Annotated in this window: 13 protein-coding genes; 12 read left to right on the top strand and 1 reads right to left on the bottom strand. The window is 41.8% G+C overall.

What is annotated here, in order from left to right:
* Window positions 1-148: 148 nt before the first annotated feature.
* Window positions 149-1372: a class I SAM-dependent methyltransferase gene (locus LN893_RS15175; RefSeq protein ID WP_229971516.1), complete on the bottom strand. Its 1224-nt coding sequence runs from the start codon at window positions 1370-1372 to the stop codon at window positions 149-151.
* A 278-nt stretch (window positions 1373-1650) separates the two neighbouring features.
* Between LN893_RS15175 and LN893_RS15170 the strand changes: the two genes are divergently transcribed.
* The 12 genes from LN893_RS15170 to LN893_RS15115 all read left to right on the top strand — a co-directional run bounded on the left by LN893_RS15170 (window position 1651) and on the right by LN893_RS15115 (window position 23752).
* Complete coding sequence (locus tag LN893_RS15170) at window positions 1651-2694, top strand: LacI family DNA-binding transcriptional regulator (RefSeq protein WP_229971514.1); 1044 nt, start codon at window positions 1651-1653, stop codon at window positions 2692-2694.
* 554 nt (window positions 2695-3248) lie between these two features.
* The gene (locus LN893_RS15165) at window positions 3249-3866 is read left to right on the top strand and encodes an RNA polymerase sigma factor (protein ID WP_229971512.1); all 618 of its coding nucleotides are present in this window, start codon (window positions 3249-3251) and stop codon (window positions 3864-3866) included.
* 160 nt (window positions 3867-4026) lie between these two features.
* Window positions 4027-4284 (top strand): hypothetical protein, encoded by a 258-nt coding sequence (locus LN893_RS15160; protein ID WP_229971511.1) that lies wholly within the window; start codon window positions 4027-4029, stop codon window positions 4282-4284.
* An 883-nt stretch (window positions 4285-5167) separates the two neighbouring features.
* Entirely contained in the window at window positions 5168-8752 is a 3585-nt protein-coding gene (locus LN893_RS15155) for a PVC-type heme-binding CxxCH protein (RefSeq protein ID WP_229971509.1), read from the top strand.
* Window positions 8753-8977: 225 nt separating this feature from the next.
* On the top strand, window positions 8978-9886 hold the full coding sequence (locus LN893_RS15150; RefSeq protein ID WP_229971507.1) for a sugar phosphate isomerase/epimerase family protein: 909 nt from the start codon (window positions 8978-8980) through the stop codon (window positions 9884-9886).
* Between the two features lie 28 nt (window positions 9887-9914).
* Entirely contained in the window at window positions 9915-11051 is a 1137-nt protein-coding gene (locus tag LN893_RS15145; protein ID WP_229971505.1) for a Gfo/Idh/MocA family protein, read from the top strand.
* 168 nt (window positions 11052-11219) lie between these two features.
* Entirely contained in the window at window positions 11220-13853 is a 2634-nt protein-coding gene (locus tag LN893_RS15140) for a DUF7133 domain-containing protein (RefSeq protein ID WP_439651217.1), read from the top strand.
* Between the two features lie 88 nt (window positions 13854-13941).
* On the top strand, window positions 13942-14832 hold the full coding sequence (locus LN893_RS15135; protein WP_229971501.1) for a hydroxypyruvate isomerase family protein: 891 nt from the start codon (window positions 13942-13944) through the stop codon (window positions 14830-14832).
* Between the two features lie 952 nt (window positions 14833-15784).
* A complete protein-coding gene (locus tag LN893_RS15130) occupies window positions 15785-19195 on the top strand; it encodes a SusC/RagA family TonB-linked outer membrane protein (RefSeq protein WP_229971499.1) in 3411 nt (1136 codons plus the stop codon).
* A 20-nt stretch (window positions 19196-19215) separates the two neighbouring features.
* Window positions 19216-21225 carry a RagB/SusD family nutrient uptake outer membrane protein gene (locus tag LN893_RS15125; RefSeq protein WP_229971497.1) on the top strand — a complete coding sequence of 670 codons (2010 nt, stop codon included), beginning with the start codon at window positions 19216-19218 and terminating at the stop codon, window positions 21223-21225.
* 27 nt (window positions 21226-21252) lie between these two features.
* The gene (locus tag LN893_RS15120; protein WP_229971495.1) at window positions 21253-22464 is read left to right on the top strand and encodes a DUF5000 domain-containing lipoprotein; all 1212 of its coding nucleotides are present in this window, start codon (window positions 21253-21255) and stop codon (window positions 22462-22464) included.
* A 79-nt stretch (window positions 22465-22543) separates the two neighbouring features.
* Entirely contained in the window at window positions 22544-23752 is a 1209-nt protein-coding gene (locus LN893_RS15115; RefSeq protein WP_229971494.1) for a DUF4998 domain-containing protein, read from the top strand.
* Window positions 23753-24169 lie beyond the last annotated feature (417 nt).

Below are 24169 nucleotides of genomic sequence, written 5' to 3'. Positions count from 1 at the left end.
AGGTAGCTAAATCATATTTTGGAGCATCTCAAATCACATGCCATATATTAAATATTAAAGATATTTGTTTACATTCTTGTGGCTGCTATAAGATAAGGGTGCAAAGCTGATTTAGAATTTTCTTATAGCGTGTGCGGCTTTGGCTGCGCTAGCAAAACTTCACAATAGAAGTAAGAGTTATGTTTTTAGTTGATTGCAAAGTTTTTTCATTAAGTATCATCACTTTGCCTTGGCTCATTAACATGCTAACAGCCGCTTTGTAATTATCTTTTGTATAGTTCGTGCCTATGCTATGAAGTTCGTAAATCTTTTCAATCTTTTTATAGTTGAAGCTTGACACCTTTTCTGAAAGCTCTTTCACCAAATTTAGAATAGAATAGGTATAGTGCTCTTGAAACAGCGAAGTTTGGTAATGCGCTAGATTAACGCCAAATAACGGCACGCCGTCTTCTTGAAATTCGCTGTAGGCAGTCAGGGTTTCTTTTACTATAAAATATTCTGCCTCCGATCGGGTTGCATATAACACGTAAAAGCTAGGTGTGCTCTTATCTGTGGAAGTAATTTTGAAGGTAGCAAGCTGAAAGCCTCTGTTCTTAAAAATACTATCAAAGCACTCCAGAATAAAGTCTTCTCTTTTCACAGCATTTCTGTTCTTGCTTATAAATTCCTTTAAGCGAATCAGTTTATCTCCAAACAGCTGCTCAATCCATGGCTCAATGTTTTTTTGCGTAACAGCCTTTTTCAATGCGTTCATATCGAATAACATGAAAAAGCTACTGTTAGAGTTATTAAAAGATTCAAGCAACAGATTTTGAGCAAAGCTGCTGCCAAACAACTCCATCGCTATAAGTGTTGGAAAGAGCTCATGTAAGAGTTCTTTCAGACGGTCATGGTCAAGCTCGTTCTCCAAAACAATAGGAACGTGCTTTAGCTCTTCGTAGTAAGGAAGGCCTTCTATGTGTTGCCGTAGCTGGCTCAGGTCCGATAAATTTGCATCGGTAAATACTGGCTGTACTAGCTCATTATAATCGGTGCGTGTGCCAGTGCTGGCGTAGAGCCTTTTTAAAATCCTGAGCGGAAAGGCTGCTGTACCTGCTTCGTCGTAGCCTGAGCTAGAAAAAGTATCTATATAAAGTGCGGTCTTGATTGGATGCGTTTGGTTAGGCAATATAGTGGCGCACCAAGCCTCAAAGCACTTGCTAAGTAGCTCTGTTTTTATTTCTGATACACTTCGAGTTTGTTTAAAAAATGTACTGGGCTCAATAGCAGGCATGCTTGCTGAAATATGGGTGTCGCGGTTAATTGTTAAAATCGCTTGTTTACGTGTTTTAACTGTACCTGTTAAAGAAGTGTTCCGAGCGATAGCTAACATAATTGATCCATTGTCTTCTGCTTTGTAGAAAGCACAGCAGGTTAAATTATCCGTATGGTGTACTAAAATTGTTGCTAATTTAATTAGTTTCCTTGATAGAATTTACTATTTTTATTAGTAATATTTTATATGAGTAGATTAACCATTACAGGTAAACAAGTTTGCTTAAAGTAACAGAAGCTCATCAGATAAATTCTTGCCATTCTATTTTGTTGTAGAAGTTGAATTGACTTTTGGCTGTATTTGCTAAGTTTACAACCTAAGTGCGTACAGCAACCATGAAGAAGCCAACACCTTATACTATAAAAGACATTGCCGCTGAGCTAGGAATATCTGTCTCTACAGTATCCAGAGCTTTAAACAACCATCCGCATATAAGCGACAAGACAAAGGCAAAGGTTAAGGATTTGGCTTCTAAGTCTGATTATAGGCATAACGCGTTGGCGGCAGGTCTTCGCAGTAACAAGTCTAACATTATCGGGCTGATCGTACCTAAAATATCTATGTTCTTTCCCTCCACCGTTGTGACAGCCATACAAGACAGGCTGCACGAGAAAGGCTATAACCTAATGATTTGCCAATCAAATGACTCACCCGCATTGGAAAAGGAGTTGGTAAACGTGCTGTACTCCTCTAGGGTAGAAGGGCTTATTGTGTCTACGACATTATATACAGAAGACTTCTCCTATTTCGATATCTTTTCCAGGGCAGGTATTCCGCTTATGTTTTATGACAGGGTGCCTAAGAGTTACCCAGCGCACAAAATTAAAGGCGATGAGTATACAGGCGGCTATCTCTCCACGTTACACCTGTTGGAGCAGGGGTGCAGGCGTATTGCTCATATTACTGGTCCTACCTCGTGTAGCATTTATGAGGAGCGCTACCAAGGTTATACCGATGCCCTAAAAAAGTACGGCATCGCTGTGGATGAGTCTATGGTTTTCTTTCATGAGCTGACATGGGAAAATGCGATGCGTGCCTGCGAGGAGGTTTTTGCAGCTGAACCCTTTCCTGATGCCATTTTTGCGTGTAATGATACTTCAGCGATTTCTGTAACAGAGCATGCGAAGAGAGTGGGGCTCAAGATTCCAGAGGATCTTAAAATTACAGGCTACTCCAACGACCCTCGTACACAAATTATAGAGCCAGCCATCACATCAGTAGAGCAATTCCCTTACGAGGTGGGGCGGCAGGCGGCTTCTCTAATGCTTGAGCTCATCCAAGATAAAGAACGTTACAGCAAAAGCTTTGTCTCTTTTACAACTCCAGTGGAGCTAGAGAAAAGGGCTTCAAGTGGTGTGAATTCTCCCTTTTTGCAATAAAATAGCATGTGAATTGTATTCATTAGTTAGATAATATAACTATAGTTTTGCCTGAGTTGATGAGTAAGCGCTTACAAAATATTTAAGGTTTTTATTGCGTGTAAAATTTACGTTTATTATTTTTAGTCAAACATACACTTAATACCAGTCTTAATATATGCGTGTCATCAGAGGTGAGTACAAGTATACAGTAGTGAGATTTGATTTTGAACGGTTTCCTTATAAAGTCCATGTGCAAACGTTTGCATAAAACTGTCGAAGTATAGCCATGAAATGTTTTTTTAATGAAGTGTCATCTTCACATTTGAACTTCAATAGATTGTGTTACTAGCAGGTTTTGTGGCTGTAAAAAATTGTGCATTAGGAGTTGCCAATGTTTCGAATAAAGTTGCCAAGATGTAATTGGAATAGTTTTAATAGAAACGAGCATATTAACTGATCATCTGAAAGTGAGATGTTCCCGCTAAGAGTAGCTCAGCTAAATGATTTACAGGTAAGAAACGAACTATAGTAAATAGGAAAGATTGTATGATAACAGATTTACACCAAAGTTTATGATTGTAACTCCTACACCAGAAATCGGAATGAAAAACGCTCGGCAAATTGAGAATGAAGCTGAGAGAGTGCTGTGGAAATCATTTCAAGAGGGAGATGATGATGCTTTTGCAAAGCTGTACCAACAGTACATTCAGGTTATCTACAATTACGGCAGAAAGTTTTCTGATGACCAGTCTTTAATTGAAGACTGTATACATAGTCTATTTGTAGATCTGTGGAACAACAGAGAAACTATTTCCTTACCTATTTCGGTACGCTTTTATCTGTATGCTTCTATCAAAAGAAGACTGCACAAGGAGATGGCAAAGAAAAAGGTTACTTCGGTGTGTGACTATAGCATACTTGAGGCTGTGATAAAAGATAGCAGCGCCTCTGCTGAAGATCAAATGATACACAAGCAACAGGCAACAAAGCAGCAGAAAACAATTATGCAGAGTCTGTCAGCGCTTTCAGAAAATCAGAGGAGGGCCATACTGTTGAAATATTATAAAGATCTTTCGTTTCAGGAGATTGCAAAGGTAATGGGAATGAGTACTGAGAATATTTACAAGTTGGTGAGCAGGGGAGTTGCTATGCTGAAGAAAAACCTACAGTATCAGGCGTTATATAACTAATCATACAAAATTGCAGTTTAAAAGGAGTGGTACCTGGAGCAAAGCTTATTACTTTGCTCCAGGTACCACTCCTTTGTTTTATCAATTGTTTAAATTGTTTGTCCAAACTCACAAAGAAAGAGCTCTATCTTTGTGTTACAAACAAGACAGGGGCTTGGATATGGATACTGCACAATTTATAGAATATACTTTCGAGGACTTTGTGGAAGATAAACGCTTCTGGAAATGGGTTCTGAAAGAAGATGATAGCCATGATAGCTTCTGGCGGAGTTTGCAATTTGAAAAACCAGAGACAAAACAGATAATGGAAAAGGCGCAAGAGCACATTTTACATTTGAATTCAGAAAGATATAAATTATCAGAAAGTCGGGTGGCGACTTTATGGGAAAGAATACAAGCATCCAAAAACAAACGCTGAGGCTGCCATTTAACTATCATAATGCTGGCGCACTAGAATTAAAAAAGATTCAATAAATATAGAACAGATAAAACCTTTATGATGTTTTTATTTGATGAAGGTAAAAGTGGTTAATATCATTTCAATTTTAGTTGTGTTATTAATAAATTAGTTTACAGTGAGTTATGAGCTTTTTCACAACGTTATAAAAACTGTGATTTTCCATAGTCTATAAATTTCTCTGATCTCCTCAGAATTAGTCGTGCTTACTAAAGCAATCCTCCCTTCTTTCAAAGATTATTGATAAACGCTCCAAATATCAGCTCAAGAGGAGGGCCTTGTCTAAAAAAAATGTTTGCCTATCAAACAAGATACTTGAATATTCCTTTTTGTAATTCTAAAATTTTAACTGACTTGCGGCTACGCTAGCTGGCACATATTTGGCGTTGGCATTACTAGCTGGTGAAGTAGAATATTGATGATCTGCGCTGGTTTCTGATTACAATTAACATTGTAGTATAGCGTGCGGTTCATCAGTTTTAAAGCAATCCTTTTATACCTATCTCGAGCGTATTGCTTCATTTTGTGCTAAAGCGGTAAATTTTTTATAAAATAATCTATCAGAAGTGTCTAAAAGCTATAGGCTTAGGGCTCTACTATCATAATGGCTAGTACTGTTATTACTGTAGTTTAAACATCGAGGGCGAAACAGCATCTTTAACAAAGCTTTTGTGGCAGTAAAAACAAATAAGTAAAAGTCTGAAAAGAGTGCTGATTGCAATAGTGGGTGTATTTTATATGGTTTCGGCTTATGAGTTGTAGGAACATAACATCTAAGTCGCTGTCAATAACGAGCACAATTTATCAATAGGATTATACCTATTAGCATATAACCAATACCCGTATGAAAAAGATACTTCACCTATTAGCCTGTTTTTCGCTGTTGTTGAACAGCTGCTCGCAGAAGGCGCAAACGGCTCAAAGTGTTCAGGAACTGCCACCTCCTAAGCGAATCGAGATTCTCTTCCTGGGGCATGACAGCGAGCACCATAATTCAGAAAAATTCTTTCCGATGCTGGCGTTGCCGCTGTTTCAGAAAGGTATAAACCTTACTTATACCGAAGATCCTAATGATCTTAACTCAGAGAACCTAGGCAAGTATGATGGATTGATGATTTACGCAAATCATGATCGAATTACTTCAGAACAGGAAGCGTCATTAAAAGAGTTTGTTGAAGGTGGAAAAGGGTTGATTCCTATTCACAGCGCCTCTTTCATGTTCAGAAACTCTGATTGGTATGTAAGCACTGTAGGTGGACAATTTAAATCACATCGTACTGGTACTTTTACTGTTCCAATCGTCAACAAAGAGCATGAGACGATGCAGGGGCTGTCAGAGTTTGAAACTTGGGATGAAACTTATGTGCACAGCAAGCTAAATCCTGATATGACAGTGCTAATGGAGCGTGTAGAAGGAGAACATAGGGAGCCGTGGACATGGACAAGAACACAGGGCAAAGGGAAAATTTTCTATACTGCCTACGGGCATGACGAAAGAACATGGGTCCAACCTGGGTTCCAAAACCTAATGGCTAACGGCGTGTTGTGGGCGGTAAGCGACCAGGCGAAAGACCAATTAGCCCGTCTGGCACTGCCAACTCCTACCTTTAGTGATGCAGACGTGCCAAACTATGAGAGACGAGATCCTGCTCCTAAGTTCCAGCACCCGTTATCTCCAGAAGAATCTCAGAAACTGGTACAAGTGCCAGTAGACTTTAAACTTCAGTTATTTGCTTCTGAGCCTGATATCATTAACCCTATTGCTATGGCTTGGGATGAGAGAGGACGCCTTTGGGTTATAGAAACAGAAGATTACCCTAACGAAGTGCGCGACGAAGAAGGCGTAGGTAAAGACAGAATTAAAATTTGTGAAGATACAGATGGTGACGGCAAAGCGGACAAGTTTACCGTTTTCGCCGATGGACTTAACATTCCTACTAGTTTAACCTTTGCCAATGGAGGCGTGATCATTTCTATGGCGCCACACTTTGTTTTGCTGAAAGACACGGATGGTGATGATAAAGCTGATGTTAAAGAAAAAATAATAACAGGTTGGGGTAAGAGCGATACGCATGCTGGTCCGTCTAACCTTAGATATGGTTTGGATAACAAAATTTGGGGTGTGCTGGGGTATTCAGGCTTCAAAGGAACTGTAAATGGCAAAGACCTTTCTTTTAGCCAAGGAGTATACCGCTTTGACCCAGATGGAGATAACCTGGAGTATTTGGGTAGAACCTCTAACAATACATGGGGCCTCGGCTTTTCAGAGGAGTTTGATGTATTTATCTCAACTGCCAACGGATTGCACAGTGCTTACTTTGCCATGCCGAATCAGTATATAAAAAGAGTAATACTTGGTGGTTCCGGTAACACTGTTTTCAGAGCAGATACACACTTCGATATGCCGCACGTTACGCCTTATCTGCGCCAGGTAGATTGGCACGGCGGCTTTACCGCAGCGGCTGGACACAACCTATATACTGCCAGAAACTATCCGAAGTCATACTGGAACAGAGTAGGGTTTGTAGCAGAGCCTACAGGACGTGTGTTACACAATGCAATTTTAGAGAAAAAAGGAGCAGGTTATACAGAAAAGAATGGCTATAACTTGCTTGCAAGCTCAGACGAGTGGTTTTCGCCAGTACATGCTGAAGTAGGGCCTGACGGAGCTGTATGGGTTGCAGACTGGTATAACTTTATCATTCAGCACAACCCAACTCCTCGTGGTTTCGAGAACGGAAAAGGTAACGCCTATATCAACCCCCTGAGAGACAGCAAGCACGGTCGTATTTATCGTGTGGTGTACAAGAACGCAAAGCCTTACAAGCCGATGCAGCTTTCGAAAGACGATACCGAAGGTTTGCTGGCTGCATTGCGCAGCGACAACATGTTCTGGCGTACGACAGCACAGCGTCTGATTGTAGAAAACCAGAAGAAAGATGCTATTCCAGGGCTGCTAAATCTTGTGAAAGATAAGAGTGTGGATGAGATAGGCCTTAATAGCCCTGCAGTGCATGCTCTTTGGACGCTACATGGCTTGGGTGCATTAGATGGTTCTAACACAGAGGCTATGGAAGTAGTGAAGAATGCTTTATCGCACCCAGCAGCTGGCGTAAGAAAAAATGCAGTACAGGTGCTTCCTAGAAATCAGCAAAGCCTAGATTATCTGATGGGTGCAAACCTGATCAATGACCCTGACATGAGAATAAGAATGGCCGCCGTATTAGCTGTTGCTGATATGCCAGCCTCCGCTGAAGTTGGTAAGCAACTATATGAAGCTAGCTTGAGTGCAGATAATGCTAAAGATGAATATATTCCTCAAGCATTTTTTGCAGCTTCCCTAGCGCATGAGGCAGGCTTTAACAGTGCTGCTCCTAAAGATGCACACTTGGCTCATAAGCCTGATTCTGTACTGACTTTATCAGAACGTATTGTAAAGTCGATGAGCCAGGAGCGGTATAACCTGGACAGGAGAAACCCAATTATGTTCCCACCGAATGTAGCAGGCAAGGAAATCATAGTAAGAGCTTCTTTAGCGCCTTCAAGTAATGGAATGGATGGCGTAGTGGTAGCTCAAGGTGGAAAAGTGGCAGGCTATAGCCTTTATGTGCAAGACAACAAGCTGCATTGGGTGGTGAAACAGAATGGCAAGGCTTATACGGCTGTAACTACTAAAGCCTTACCAACCGATAAATTCAATGTTGTTGCCAAACTCACGAATGGAGGTAACATGAACATTGATGTAAACGACCAGACGGTAGCTAAAGGTAAGGCACCAATGTTATTTGCTTCGGCTTTAACTCCGGAAGATGTGCGTGTAGGAAGAGATTTAGAAGATGAAAACAAAATCGGAGACTATCCAACCAGGTTCTTTTTTAGAGGAGATTTAGGCAGAGATGCTACTTTGGAACTTCAAAAGCCAACTGCTAAAGCTATAGCTGCAAACACTTCTGCTAAAAAGACATCTACAGCGAAAGCTGCTAGAAAGCAAGCAGCAGCCAAGGCTGCTGCACCTAAAGGTCCTACTAAAGCAGTAGCAAAAGCTGCAACTATTAACATAAAAGTGGTAGAGCATGAAATGAAGTTTGATAAGAAGACTTTCACTGTAAAAGCTGGTCAGAAAGTGACCATCTACTTCGAGAACCCAGACTTTATGCAGCACAACTTTGTAGTTGTTAAACCTGGCACACTTGAGAAAGTTGGTAAAGCAGCCGATGAGTTGGCAAGAGATCCTAAGGGAGCGGAGAAGAATTATGTGCCGCAGATTTCAGAAGTGATTGTTGCTACCCGACTAGTAGATCCACAGGGCAAAGAAGCCATAGTTTTCACTGTGCCTGACAAGCCAGGTGAGTATCCTTTTGTATGTACCGTACCGGGCCACTGGCGCTTGATGAATGGTATAATGAAAGTAGAGGCAAGCACCATATAGTTCGACTTGGCAGTGTAGGGCTGTTGCATTACGCACAGCCCTACGCTGCCAAACTATAAACTATTCTGCTGCTAAGCTTTTCCGAAGCAGCTAAGTAAGGTACCTGTAACCCATTGCCATATTTCCTGTAAATGTGTGGCTTTGAATTGCTAATGTGCTACTGCAGGCCCAAGGGAGGCTATAAAGTGGTAACAGCAGTAAGTTGATAACTATAAATACGTAAAGATGAGTTTAGACATAAAGTTTGGAGTTAGTACCTGGTTATGGACTTCGCCTTTTAGTAAAGACACACTCCAGCTTTTCCCGAAAATAAAGGAGATGGGGTACGATGTGGTCGAAATACCAGTAGAGGACCCTGGCCTGGTAAATGTTAAAGAGGTGAAGGAGGCTCTTTTGCAAAATGAACTGCAAGCGGTGGTTTGTGGGGCATTTGGAACTAGTCGTGATCTGACACATGACGATGCATCTTTCCATAAAACAAGCTTTGAATACATAGAGACGTGTCTAGAGATTAGTGCCGCGCTCGGTGCAGGTTTTTTTGCTGGACCAATGTATTCAGCTGTGGGTAAAGCCAGATTAGTATCTCCAGAGCAGAAGAAAAAAGAGTGGGAGAGAGCCGTTAACAATCTGCACAAAGTGTGCGGCATGGCTTCTGAACGTGGATTAGAAATAGCGTTGGAACCGCTGAACCGTTTTGAATCAGATTTGATAAATACTGCAGAAGATGTTATGCGGTTGGTGAACGATATTAACCATCCTGCGGCAAAAGTGTTGCTCGATGGGTTTCATATGAACATTGAGGAACCTGACATAGAGAGAGCCATCACGTCGGTGGGCGAGAAACTGATACACTTGCAGGTTTCTGAGAATTACAGAGGCACACCAGGTACTGGTCAAACGCGTTGGGATGCCTATAAGCGGGCCCTTACAGCTATAGACTATAAAGGTGCTGTTTCAATAGAGAGTTTTACGCCTGAGGTGAAGGAGTTGGCTGGTGCTGTTTGTATATGGAGACCACTTGTGCCGAGCCAGGACGGTTTTGCAAGAGAGGGCCTGAAGTTCCTGAAACAATGGGCGGCTTCTCCCAATGAGTCAGAGCAAAAAGAAATAGAAAGCCTATCAAGCATTAAATAAAATTAAGAACACATAAAATAGCCTAATTATGAGCCAAAAAAAGATAAATATTGCTATTGTTGGACTAGGATTTGGTGCTGAATTCATTCCGATCTATCAGAAGCACCCTAATGCCAATATGTATGCTATTTGCCAGAGAACTCAAAGCAGGGTAGATGAAGTTGGTGATGCTTTCGGTATAGAAAAAAGATATACCGATTATGATGAGATGCTGAAAGATCCTGAAATTGATGCAGTTCATATCAACACTCCTATTCAAAGCCACGCAGCGCAATCTATAGCGGCTTTAAGGGCAGGAAAGCACGTGGCTTGTACGGTGCCTATGGCAACTACTGTAGAAGAATGCAGGCAAATAGTGGAGGCTGTTAAGGAAACAGGCCTTACTTATATGATGATGGAAACAGTGGTGTATAGCCGCGAATTTCTGTTTGTGAAGGAAATGTACGAAAAAGGTGAGCTGGGTAAGATTCAGTTTCTTCGCGCATCGCACCAGCAGGAGATGGCAGGGTGGCCAGGCTATTGGGAAGGATTGCCTCCAATGCACTACGCCACACACTGTGTGGGACCAGTTTTGGCTCTACCTAAGGCTGAGGCGGAGTATGTTTCCTGCTTTGGCTCAGGTAGAATAGATGAGGAACTGATTCCGAAGTATGGTTCTCCATTCGCTATCGAGACCTGCCACATTAAGTTTAAAGATTCAGATTTATCTGCTGAGGTTACACGTTCACTGTTTAACACAGCTAGGCAGTATCGTGAAAGTTTTGATGTTTACGGCTCTAAAAAGTCTTTTGAGTGGACACAGATTGAGCATGAGGACAGTGTGATACATACAGGTGAGGTGCCAGAGCGTGTGAAAATTCCAGATTATGCGCATCTATTGCCAGAAGAAATACAGCAATTTACGCAAGCAGGCGTTTATGACTCTGATAGTAACCAACACCTGTCTTTTATTCAAGGCGCAGGTCACGGAGGTTCGCATCCACACTTGGTGCATGAGTTTTTAAGTGCGTTGGTGGAAGGCAGAGAACCTTATCCAAATGCCAGCCAGTCTGCAAACATTACCTGCGTAGGTATTTTGGCGCATGAGTCTGCTATGAATGGTGGGGAGATTAAGGCTTTACCGAGCTTTACTCTTTCAAGCACTAACGCAGAGCTAGTAAGTTAGTAAGATCTTTCCAGGAGTTATGTTGCTCCGATACTCCTCATATTTCACTGACAAAGTACGTCCCTCTTTGGAGGGATGTACTTTTATCTTTTTATGGATGATAAGCTAGTGAATGAGGGAGTGAAAATGAATAACTATAAGTAGTAATACCTGAGGAGAATTATGATGATGTTTAGTGTCACTACATACCTGTTGTACTTCTACCTGACGATAGTTGGCGTATTTGGTAAGCGAGATGTTCCTCAAAGACTAGAAGCAGCACAGCCTGTTGCCAAAGCTCAGGACTGGCCGCAGGAGATCGTAGTCACAGATTTTTCTGGTCCTGATCTTACTCCTAGTCCTGCCTGCCTTGCTGTGTCGCCAAGCGGCGATGTATTTGTAGGTGTTGATACGGAAGGCTCTTTGGGAAGAGGGCTTGGTGATAGCCGTATTATCAGACTGACAGATAAAGACCATGATGGTAAGGTAGACGAACACACTGTTTTTGCCAAAGTAGATAACCCAAGAGGCATTCTTCCTGTTGGCGATAAACTCTTCGTTTTACATACAGCTTCCTCCCCAGACGGCAACAAGGCAACAGGTATGGACCTGGTTGTATTTGAAGACCTAAACCATGATGGTGTGGCTGATGGGCCCTCTAAGCCTCTGATTCAGCATATAGGCAATGCGAAGCTGGTGCAGGAACGAGGCGGAGACCATGCTACCAATGGTATCAGAATGGGTATTGACGGCTGGATTTATGTTGCGGTTGGTGATTTTGGATTTCACGATGCTGTAGACCGTACGGGTAATAAACTAACCATGTTGGGCGGCGGTATAGTGCGCGTTCGGCCAGATGGCACGGAGATGGAAGAGTATTCTCATGGTACACGAAACATTTATGATGTGGCCATTGACCCTTACATGAATATTTTCACGCGAGGCAATACCAACGATGGCGGTGGATGGAACATTCGCTTCAGCCATCAGGTGCAAACAGGGGAGTATGGGTACCCTGTGCTTTTCAAGCACTTTACAGATGAAATCATTCCTGCTTTGGCAGATGTGGGAGGTGGTTCTGGAACAGGTGCTCTATTTATGGATGAACCCACCTGGCCAGCAAAGTATAATAAGGTTCCGATGATGGCTGACTGGGGCAGAAACCAGCTCTACATCCATCGGGTGAGCCCAGATAAGGCAAGTTTTACGCAAGCGGAAGAAGAATTTATAAAGCTGTCTCAAATCACTGATTTGGATGTAGATGGTTCTGGACGGCTTTACTTGGCTGCCTGGAACGGCGCTGGTTACTCTGGTAGTCCTGAAAAAGGATATGTGGTACGTGCTGTACCCAAAAACTGGGAATATGCGCCATTCCCCAACCTTAAAAATGCCTCGGTGAAGGAATTAGCTGCCTTGCTTACCTCTAACAGTGCCGTGGCACGCTTACATGCATCACAGGAACTGTTAAACTGCTCTCAAGCTCAAGCGGCAAAAGCTGCCTGGAAAATTACTGCTGACAATAAACTGCCACTTTACGCCCGTGTTGCTGGTATGTTTACCTACGCACAGGCAGCAGGCGAAAAAGGAATAGCTAACCTAGTTAAGCTAACACAGGACAACGAGCTTCGGGAGTTTGCGCTTAAGGCCCTCACCGATCGAAAAACATACGTAGATAAAGTGCCGTTGAAGCCCTTCCTGCAAGGGGTGAAAGATCCTTCCGAACGAGTTCAGGTCGCCGCTATTATTGGCTTAGGCCGACTACAGCGCGAGGAGGCGATTCCTGCTTTGTTGCAGGTAAAAGTTCCTACATCTTTTGTGGCTCCTGCAAAAGATATGGAGGGGCCTCATGCCACGCCTCATGCCGCTATTATACCTGCTCATGTGGCTATGCGTGCTTTGGTAAACTATAATGCAGTAGATGCTAGTGTACAAGCTATCAGGTCAGAGAACTCTTCGCTTGCGCTATGGGCTTTGCGCTCCATGCACAGCACCAAAGCCGTTAATGGTTTGATATCTGCTTATGAACAAGCTTCTGACAAAAAACTGAAAACCCAAATCCTTACCACTTTATCGCGTCTTTATAAAAAAGAAGCACCTTATGATGCTTCCTGGTGGTGGGGTACGCGTCCTGATTCGCATGGACCTTACTACAAAGGGATAACGTGGGAAGAGTCGCCCAAAATAGAAAAGTTCTTGAGGGCAGAATGGGAAAAAGCAGGTACGGCAGAAAAGCAACTCTTTGCAGATTTAAATGGTCGCCATCGTATGGGGATAACTGAGTTTGGCGGCGAAGAAACCGAAGCTATAGCCAATGAGGTAAACGTGGATCTGGAAAAGATTAAGAATAAGAAAGGTCAAATAGGGGAGTCTTCTATAGAAGATGTGATGCTGGCACTTGGTAGCATAAAAGGTGATGTCATCAAGGGGAAAGCAATTTTTTACCAGCAGGGATGTATTGCCTGCCACAGCATTGAAAAAGGCGAGAAGATGAAAGGCCCTTTTATGGGGCAGGTTGGTTCTATCATGAATAGGGAGCAAATAGCAGAGTCTATTTTAAAGCCCAATGCTTCCATTTCCCAGGGTTTTGCCAGTGTGCTTGTAACCGCTAAGGGTAATAAAAGCTACATGGGTTTTATTACAGAAGAGTCTGCCGAAAAAATAGTGATGCGCAACATTGTAGGCGAAGTATTTACTGTTAAAACCAGCGACATACTCTCCAGAAAAGAAATGGAGACATCGATGATGCCTGCTGGCCTTGCAAACGCTTTGTCTTATGAAGAATTCGCTTCTCTTGTTCAGTTTCTTTCTGAGCAGAAGCAGTAGCAAATTATTAACTGTAGCAAAAAATTAGCGAGGCTAATAGCTATGCCAGTTGAGCATTTATAAAGTTTTTACCATACCTTTTTTAATTATGACTTATTCAAACTCTCGCCGTTCGTCTATCATGAAGATTGCTGGCAGTGTTGTGCTGGCAACAGTTGGTAGTGCTCTTACACATCGCTTGGAAGCTGCTGATAAAGCCGTTGGGTATAAGTTAAAGGGTAAAATAAACCACTCTGTTTGCCGCTGGTGCTATGAAAAAGTCTCGTTAGAGGATTTGTGTAAAGCGGCAAACGATATAGGACTCCAGTCAATAGAACTAGTAGGGCCAGAGGAGTGGCCTACACTTAAAAAATACGGGTTAACTTCGGCTTTGCCTTGGGGAGCGGGTATGGGAATACAGAAAGGTTTCAATGACCCTCAGTACCACAATGCTTTGGTGAAAAGCTATGAAGAAGTTATTCCGTTAGTAGCCAAAGCGGGCTTTAACCAGATTATCTGCTTTTCGGGCAATCGTAACGGTATGGACGATGAAAAGGGATTGAAAAATGCCGCAATAGGCCTAAAGCGCTTAATGCCCTTGGCCGAAAAGCATAAGGTAACGATGGTGATGGAGTTGCTGAACAGCAAAGTAAACCACAAAGATTATATGGCTGACCGCACACATTGGGGAGCAGCCTTGGCAGACCAAGTAGGATCGGATCGGTTTAAGCTGCTGTACGATATATACCATATGCAAATTATGGAAGGAGACGTAATTGCAACCATCAACAAGTTTCAAAAATACATTTCTCATTACCATACAGGTGGCGTGCCTGGGCGTGCAGAAATTGATGAGACACAGGAGTTAAATTATCCTGCTATCATGAAAGCGATTGCTGATACTGGTTACAAGGGCTTTGTAGCACAGGAGTTTGTCCCCAAGCGGCCCGACAAGCTTGCCTCGCTAAAACAGGGCGTTCAAATATGTGATATCGCCTAATAGTAAGCAATAGAAACGGTTTTATTCATTCTCCGTTTCCAGAGCTGAATAACACATTCTAAGGATTTACCCCTTACCCTTTCTCATAAGGGTTAGGGGTAGAAAGAATGCTTCTCTCCTCAGATTCCTCATCTGATAGGAAAAAATCTACACCTGCCACACTAGCTCTTACACCTATAAGGATAGCTTTAAACTTCCAGATGAAGTTTTATGAATCTTTTTTGAAATGCGTTATGCAGTTTTTAAAAAGCCGACACGATTTTTTAGTGAATTTTACCTCTCTTAAAAGTAGTAGCTCCTACTATCGTCATCTTCTCTTTGTGCAGAGAAAAAGCTTCTGTTAAATAGTATTTGAGTTTACATTTTCAGTTTTGACCTCCTTTAACTGATTTTTGCCAATATTATTTTAAGACACGCAGTTTTAAAATAATATTCGTTTTAAAGCTCTATATAAAGATATAGCTACTTAGTGTCTTAACATAGAAGTGTTTACTCACTTTGTTATGGAAATAAATTGTAAAAATTTCTATATCATTGTCCAAATATATAGCTAACTAGCTCTGAGTTAGGTGATACAATTTTATTGAGTATTTACTCATGTGAACAAAGCTTTATAGAGTGTTTGCTCTTATGCTTAAGGTGCTTTGAAGGGTGCTGAAAATTCAAATTGGAATTGCCAGTAGCAAGGCCTAATATTTTGGAGAAAGCATTTGCAAAATAACATCATTAGTAGTGAGCTGAAAAAGCCAAAAGTAGCCGCAGAGAAAAAACGAGTTGTAGGTGCGCAAATTTTCACTTTAGGTTGGTGTGCAAGAACAGAAGGGGTGGGTTGAGAAGATTCCTATGACTAATGATTGAATATATAGGATTATAAAGATATAATAAGAATTTATAAAGATTAATTTATTGATAATTTATTCTCCACTGACTATTGGTATAAACGCTCACACACATGAAGAAAAATGTACAAAAAAGAAAATGGCTTCTGGTAATGATGGGGATAGGCCTTGGCCTGTCCCCATCATTTGCTCAGGGCAACATGTCTGCGCAAGTAGAGAGCAAAAATTTGCAAGGATCTGGTGTTGGAGAGCCTGCAAAGATTGTGCTGGCACCTTTAAATCTAAGACTTAAAAGGACTGACAACAGCAATTATGAAGTGCAGGAAGCCACTGCAATAACTCCAACTGTAGTCTTGAATAACCCTGCAAGTGTCAGTAGGATTAGCGAAACTGCCAAGCAAGATCAGTTTACGGTAAGAGGTAAGGTTATTTCTAAAGATGATGGTGCTCCGTTACCTGGTGTAAGTATCGTGCTTAAAGGAAACATGAGTGTTGGTGCCGTTACAGATGAAAATGGAGAATATACTTTAACTGTACCAGATGCTAAAGGCAGACTTATTTTCTCATTTATTGGTTTCCAAAGCCAGGAGGTGGCTATCGGAAGCAAAAATCAGATTAATATAACACTGGCTACAGATGCACAGGCTCTAAAAGAAGTAGTTGTTGTAGGTTTTGGTGAGCAGCGTAAAGAAAGCTTGGTGAGTTCTATTACATCTGTAAACGTAGAAGAACTAAAAACCCCATCTTCGAACTTAACAAATGCTATTGCTGGTAAAGTAGCCGGTATTATCTCTTTCCAGCAAAGCGGTGAACCAGGCTTGGGAACCGATAACTCTACTTTCTACATCCGTGGTTTATCTACGTTCGGAACAGGAAAGCGCGACCCTCTCATCCTTATAGATGGTATCGAGTCTACTCCAACAGATATGGCTCGTTTGCAACCAGATGATATTTCTGACTTCTCTGTGCTAAAGGATGCTGCTGCCAGTTCTATTTATGGTGCCAGGGGTGCAAACGGTGTGGTTCTAATCAACACGAAGCTAGGTAAGGAAGGCGTAACACGATTTAGCTTCAGAGCAGAAAACCGTGTGTCTACTAATACCAAAAACTTTAAATTTGCCGATAACATCACTTACATGAGGTTGGCTAACGAAGCCACATTGAGCCGTTCTCCTGAAGCTATTCAGCCTTACAGTCAGAACAAGATTAATCATACGCAGGCTGGAGCTGATCCATATCTCTATCCTAATAATGATTGGGTTGACCAATTAATTAAAGATTATACGATCAACCAAGGGTATAACCTGAACATAAGCGGAGGAACTCCTAAAGGACGCTATTACATAGCTGGTACTTACAACCGCGATAACGGTTTGCTACAGGTAGACCCTATCAACAACTTCAACAGTAACATCAAGCTTAGTAATTACTCGATAAGGTCTAACGTTGACTTGAACCTGACAAAGTCGCTCGTGTTAATTGCCCGTATCTATGGCCAGTTTGACGATTATACTGGTCCTATCGGAACAAATGGCAGAAGTGGTGGCGCTACTATTTTTGATAATGCCTTGCGTGCAAATCCTGTTATGTTCCCGGCAGTGTATCCGAAAGATAAGCTACCTTACTTAGATCATCCGCTATTTGGTTCAGCCCGAATAATGAACGGCGAAGGTATGGCAACAAACGTTTTATATGTGAATCCTTACGCTGAAATGGTGAAGGGGTATCAGACCTATAAAACATCCAACCTGAATCCGCAGATAGAACTGAAGCAAGACCTTGGTTTTATAACAGAAGGCTTAAGCGCCCGTGCAATGAGTTATGTCAAAAGAACTTCGCATGTTGCCCTAAACAGGTTCTACAATCCCTTTTTCTATAACTCTACTATAGACCCAACAACAGGAGGTTATAGTATCGGTGTATTAAATGATGGTTCAGCCAATTCTGTTGGTGTGGCTGGTACAGAATATCTAAACTATACAGAAACCGATAAAATTATTGAGTCTCAGTTCTGGCTGCAGGGCGTTGTAGACTATAATAAACTGTTTGCCGACAAGCACTCTGTTGGGGCAATGCTGGTTTCTTACATCTCTAGTTATGAAGCAGGTAACCCAGGAAGCTTGATTCGTTCTCTTCCTGCCCGAAACAACGGTACATCTGGTAGACTTACCTATGGTTTTGACGAACGCTACTTGGCTGAATTCAACTTTGGATACAATGGTTCAGAAAGATTCTCTGAAAAGAACCGTTTTGGTTTCTTCCCTTCTGTTGGTTTAGGTTACAGAGTTTCTAACGAAAGATTTTTTGAGCCTCTTAAAAGTGTTATCGCAAACATGAAGTTGAGAGCAACTTATGGTATTGTTGGTAACGATGCCATTGGCACAAGAGATCAGAGATTTTTGTACATGTCTGAAGTTAGCTTAAATGATGGTAATTATGGTGCAACCTTTGGTAAGAACGATGGAGCAGCTACTTATTACAAGCCAGGGGTTTCCATCGGCAGATATGCTAATGATGCTATTACCTGGGAAGAGTCAAAGCAGCTAAACTTGGGTATGGACTTGAACCTGGCGAACGGCTTTGAGCTTATTGTTGATGCGTTTCAGCAAGAGAGAACCCAGATTCTACAACCTATAACCTATATCGATAATGCTTCTGGCTTAATGGCTACTCCATTGTCAAACTACGGAGCGTTAAAATCTGAGGGCGTAGACCTTTCTGCCAGCTATACAAAAGCCATAGGTAGTGATTTTAGTGCAGATCTAAGGGGTACTTTTACTTATGCTACCAGCAAGATTATTAAAACCGACGAACTTGCCTATCAGAGTGGCCTTTCCCATTTAACTAGAACTGGGCGTTCTGCTTCTCAGCAGTGGGGGTACATCGCAGAAAGATTATTTGTTGACCAAGAGGAAGTGGCTAACTCACCTGTGCAGTTTGGTGACGTGGGCTTGTTGGCTGGAGACATCAAGTATAGAGATATTAACGGCGATGGCGTAATAAACTCAGATGACCAAGTGCCTATCGGTTATCCTACACAACCTGAAATTATCTACGGTTTTGGTTCTTCTATGAGGTATAAGAACTTTGACTTTAGCTTTTATTTCCAGGGTTCAGCTCGCTCTTCTTTCTTCATAAACCCAGCTGCTATACAACCTTTTGTTACGTCAGGCGGCAACCAGAACGGTTTGTTAGAAGCTATTGCTAACGACCATTGGTCTGAGGAGAACAGAAACCTATATGCTTTCTGGCCACGAATGAGTACTTGGCAGGTAGGGCCAAACAATGTGAGGTCAACCTGGTGGATGCGAAACGGAGATTTTTTAAGGCTGAAAAATGTAGACTTAGGTTACAACATACTTAATGCTAAGAAAATTGGTGTACAAAGTGCCAGGGTTTATTTCTCCGCTACCAACCTCTTTGTTATCAGCAAATTTAAAATGTGGGATGTGGAAATGGGAGGAAATGGTTTGAACTATCCTATTCAGTCTGTTTACAACTTAGGTGTTTCGCTAAACTTATAGTATAATTTTATTTTGAAATCATGATAAAGGATAATATTCTTTCTAAAATTAGTCGGTTGAACGAGGCAACAAAGAAGCCTTCTTTAAAAGGCTTGAAGTCTAAAAGGGGAAGTAGATACTTAAAGTGCATATTGTTGCTAGTAGCTCTTAATGTTTCTTCTTGCAAAGACTATCTGGATGTAGTACCTGACAACGTAGCAACTATAGAAAATGCTTTTAAGCTGCGCAATGAAGCGGAAAAGTACCTGTTTACCTGTTATTCGTTTTTGCCAAAGAACGGTGACGGCTGGTACAATGTAGGTATGTTTGCTGGTGACGAGATGTGGTTGCCGCAGGCAAGCCAAGCCCAGTGGCATGCAGCTTTCAGAATTGCCCAAGGGCAGCAGAATAAGGATGCTCCTTTGTTTGACGAGTGGTCAGGTTTAAGAAAAGGCGGCGGAAACGGTTGGGAGCATCTAAAGATGTTTAGAGGTATCCGTCATTGTAACATCTTTTTAGAAAACATAAAGGATGAAAACAAGGTGCCTGATCTTACCATAGACGAACGTGAAAGATGGATTGGAGAGGTAGAGTTCTTAAAAGCATTCTATCACTTCTACTTATTCAGAATGTACGGGCCTATTCCAATCATGGATGAGAACTCTCCTATTGCGGAACCAAATGCCGTACGACAGCCAGTAGATGATGTGGTGACTTATATCTCGGATTTACTTGATGAATCGGTTAAGAAACTGCCTCCTAGAATAGTAGATGAAAACTCCCAGCTTGGCAGAATAACACAGCCTATTGCGCTGGCTGTTAAAGCAAAGTTGTGGTTATTTGCTGCTAGCCCTTTATTTAATGGCAATACAGATTATGCAGGCTTTGCCAATCATGATGGTACTGTTTTATTCAATAGACAGTACGATCAAACTAAATGGGTAAAGGCCCGTGATGCGGCTAAAGCAGCCATAGAAGCTGCCGAAGCAAATGGACACTTTCTGTATACCTATAAGAATGATGTTTTACAGCTAAGTGATGAAATTAAAACACAGCTGAACATTCGGAATGCAGTGACAGGCCGCTGGGGACCTGAGGCTATATGGGCATTGTCTAACAGCTACATGAACAACGAGTTCCTTGCAATGCCTCCTGTAGAAAGAAGCCCACACAACGACAGAGGCCAAACCAGAGGTGCATGGGCTGCTCCTTTAAAAATAGCAAAGATGTTTTATACTAAAAATGGAGTTCCCATTGAAGAAGATAAAACATTAGACTATTCAGATTATATGGCTGTAAGAACGGCTGAAATGAGCGAGCGTTATTACATTGAGCCTACTTACAGAACTGCCCGACTTAACTTCGATCGTGAGCCACGCTTTTATGCCAGCCTTGGATTTGATGGATCTATCTGGTACATGAAAGACGGCAATGCTACTGGTGCCGATGAGAATACTTTCTATATCAGGTCTAAGAACAGCGAGAAAGCTGGTTTTGGTGATTACATGAACTGGAACGAAACAGGCTATTTCATTAAAAAGCTTGTGCACTGGGAGTCGACAACTAATAGTACTTCTGCTCCAGCCTGGAAGGGGTATCCTTGGCCAGAGATCAGATTGGCAGATTTGTATTTGATGTATGCCGAAGCCTTGAACGAGACAGGCGAAGCAGCTGAGGCGATTGTGTATGTAGATAAGTTAAGAGAGAGAGCTGGACTGAAAGGTGTGGCAGAATCTTGGTCTACTTATTCTAAAAACCCAGCTAAGTTCACTAATCAGAATGGCTTGCGAGAGATAATCCAACAGGAGCGTTTAATTGAGCTTGCTTTCGAGGGCCATCGTTTCTGGGACCTTAGAAGATGGAAACTGGCAGGTGAAGAACTGAATAAGGACATTACCGGCTTGAACATCACGTCTAAAACAACTGAAGGTTACAATAGCGAGAGAGTAGTTTTCAGCCAGAAGTTTATTGTTCCAAGAGACTATTTATGGCCAATTGGCAACTTCGATACCAGAAGAAATCCAAATTTGGTAGAAAACCCTGGTTGGTAATTTAAAACATCAAAAAGATAAAATATCATGGATATACGTTATATAAAAAATGTGTTTTTTCTTCTGTTAGGAGCCTTTGCTATGGGCTCCTGCGAGGAAGACTTAGGTTTCAAAGAACCCATAGGAACCGACACAACCGTACCTGGGACGGTTTCTAACATCACGGTACAGAACCTATCTGGAAAAGCAAAGCTTACTTATAACCTGCCTACAAACCAAAGTTTACTCTACGTTAAGGCTGTTTATAAACTTGCAAATGGAGAAGAGGCAGAAGTAAAGTCTTCTTATTACAACAGTGAGCTAACAGTTGAAGGCTTTGCTGACACATTAGAGCATGAAGTAAAGGTGTATGCTGTAAGCCGCACCAAGGTTTCTTCGGAGCCTGTTACGGTAATAGTTAAGCCGCTGGAGGCGCCTATCTGGAAGGTCTATAAAAGCATTAAAGTAGACAACGCCTTTGGTGGTTATAACTTATCAGCTGAAAACCCTGATGCGGACAACGTTGCAATAATGGTGATGAAGCCCAATGCTTTCAATGAGTTTGAGGTAGATAACAACAAAAGTGTTTTTACTAGAGTTAGCGACATTCAGTCTAAGATAAGAGGGCTTGATACAGTTAATTACGAGTTTCAGGTATTCGTTAGAGATAAATGGGGTAACTCTACAGATACCTCTACTGTAACTGTTAAACCAATTTATGAGGTAGAGTTAGAACCTACAAAATTCAGAGCATTTCAATTACCTGGCGATGCTCCACAAGTTACAAATGGCGCAAGGTTAGAGTATGCTTGGGATAACCGCTTGGGCTGGCCTTATGTAAGCTTTACCCACCAGGTAAACGGAGGTCCAGGCCCACACATGATTACTTTTGACACGGGTGTATCTGCAAAATTAAGCAGGTTCTGGATACGTCCTTTCCCTGAACTTAGCCCAGCGCAGTTCTACTTCTTAACTACTCTGAAAAAATTTGAAGTGTATGGTTCAGAAAATCCATCTTTAAGTGGTGCCTTAGATGAGAGTTGGGTTTTACTAGGCTCCTATGAAGTGACAAAGCCTTCGGACACTCCTTATGGGCAGGATACAGCTTTAGACAGAGAAACGGGAGAAAAGGGATGGGATTTTGATATTCCGTTAACTGCACCTAAAGTAAGGTACATAAGAGTTAGATGCCTTGAAAACTGGGCAGGCGGTACAGCTCAAAGCATCAATGAGATAAAAGTATACGGTGATCCGCGGTAAATAAATAAATGAAATAAAGGCCCTGTTGCAGTTTAGGCTGTGCTTCGGTTGCAACGGGGGCTGCTAAAAATAAAATATCATGGAAAGAAATTTTATGTTAAAGAAAATAAGGTTAGCTCTTGTAGCTGTACTTTGTTCTGCGGCAATGATTTCATGCTCTAAATGGGATGAGTTCAAAGAGTTTACCAAGGACGGCGAAATAATGTATACGGGCAAGATTGACTCGGTACAGGTGCTGGCTGGTAAAGGACGGGTAATGTACAAAGGTCTGATAAGTGCAGACCCGAAGGTGACAAAGTTGAGGATATTTTGGAATGACTTTCGGGACTCGGTGGAGTACAACCTAGATAAGGGCACAGAGACAGGAAAAGTGCCTTTTGAAAGAGTTTTTGATGTGGATGAAGGAGTGAAGAACTTTGTGTCATATACCTATGATGCGGTTGGCAATCGTTCTGTTCCAGTAAATGCAGTTGGTACTTCTTATGGGAGCTCTTATAGGCGAAAAATAAACAATCGTTTAATATCATCGCTTACTTTCAATCCTAACAATACCATCATCAACTGGGAGACAATGGATTTATCCACAGGCGCTCAGTTTACTGAAATTGAGTATGATGTAGACGGAGAAACAAAGCATGTGGTAACACCTGCCACACAACCTACAGCTGTACTGGAAGGCTTGAATAAGACCACGACAATACGCTACAGAACTATATTTAAGCCTGAAGCTACAAGTATAGATACCTTTGCGGTTGCTTACAGAAATTATGAAGTGAAAGTAGTGCCTCAACTAAAGAACCGTCAGGTCCCTTTTATAGCTTCATCAAGATCTGGCCGATGGGGAACGCTGGCAGATTGGATAACTAATGATGCTATCAAAATTCATGGTGGTGGCCATGGCGGTTGGGATGAGTGGAATGGCAACATCTTTAATGTTGAATCTGGATGGGGAGCTCCTGCTGTTACAAATGGTAAGGTTTACCAAACTCTTGCGCTTGATCCAGGTAGCTATACCTTCGAAATTTCGGACCTGAGAGACACCAACTTATCTGAGAATGATCATGCCTACATTGTTGTAGCGCCAGGTGACGAGTTGCCAGATGTAGAACAGGTTAGTACTGCCATTGGGTCTGTGAAAATAGTTAATGGAAAGCCTGTAACAGCGTATAAAATCACATTTACGGTTACAGAAGCCTCTGAAATATCGATGGGGTATTTAACAACGCAACCAGCTGGCGACCCAGGACGATTTGCCAATATTCGTGCTTTTAACTTCTATGCCAACTAATAGTTGAGGTAATAATTTATTTTATGTAGAATACCTGTTCCTGACTTAGGAGCAAAACAACGGAGAACCTCCTACTTTAGTAGTGATTACTGCTAAAACAGGAGGTTCTCCATTTTATAATGTATTGCTGAGTGAGGTATTGTAGCTATTGCTAAAGAAATTGCGTTCAAGATGTAAATTCTCTTCTTATGGCTAATACTTTAGAGTCTGTTATAATTCATTTGAATCACAACAGCCTCTAAGCTTTTCCATATAAAGTTGACCTCAGAGCGAGTAACGGAGGCATTCACGAAATAGCAGCAGAGATAAGTACTAACTAAAATTGCTGCGTCACATTAAGAATTTGCTAGTGGATTGCATATCTAAAAACAGGAATGGAGGCTGTAAAACAAACTGTGTCAAAGGATTAGGAGTATT

Origin of the sequence: Pontibacter harenae, from assembly GCF_020907245.1 — a bacterium.
In the GTDB taxonomy this organism is placed as follows: domain Bacteria; phylum Bacteroidota; class Bacteroidia; order Cytophagales; family Hymenobacteraceae; genus Pontibacter; species Pontibacter harenae.
Note: the sequence above shows the minus strand (reverse complement) of the source record. Positions and strands in the feature narration are given on the sequence as shown.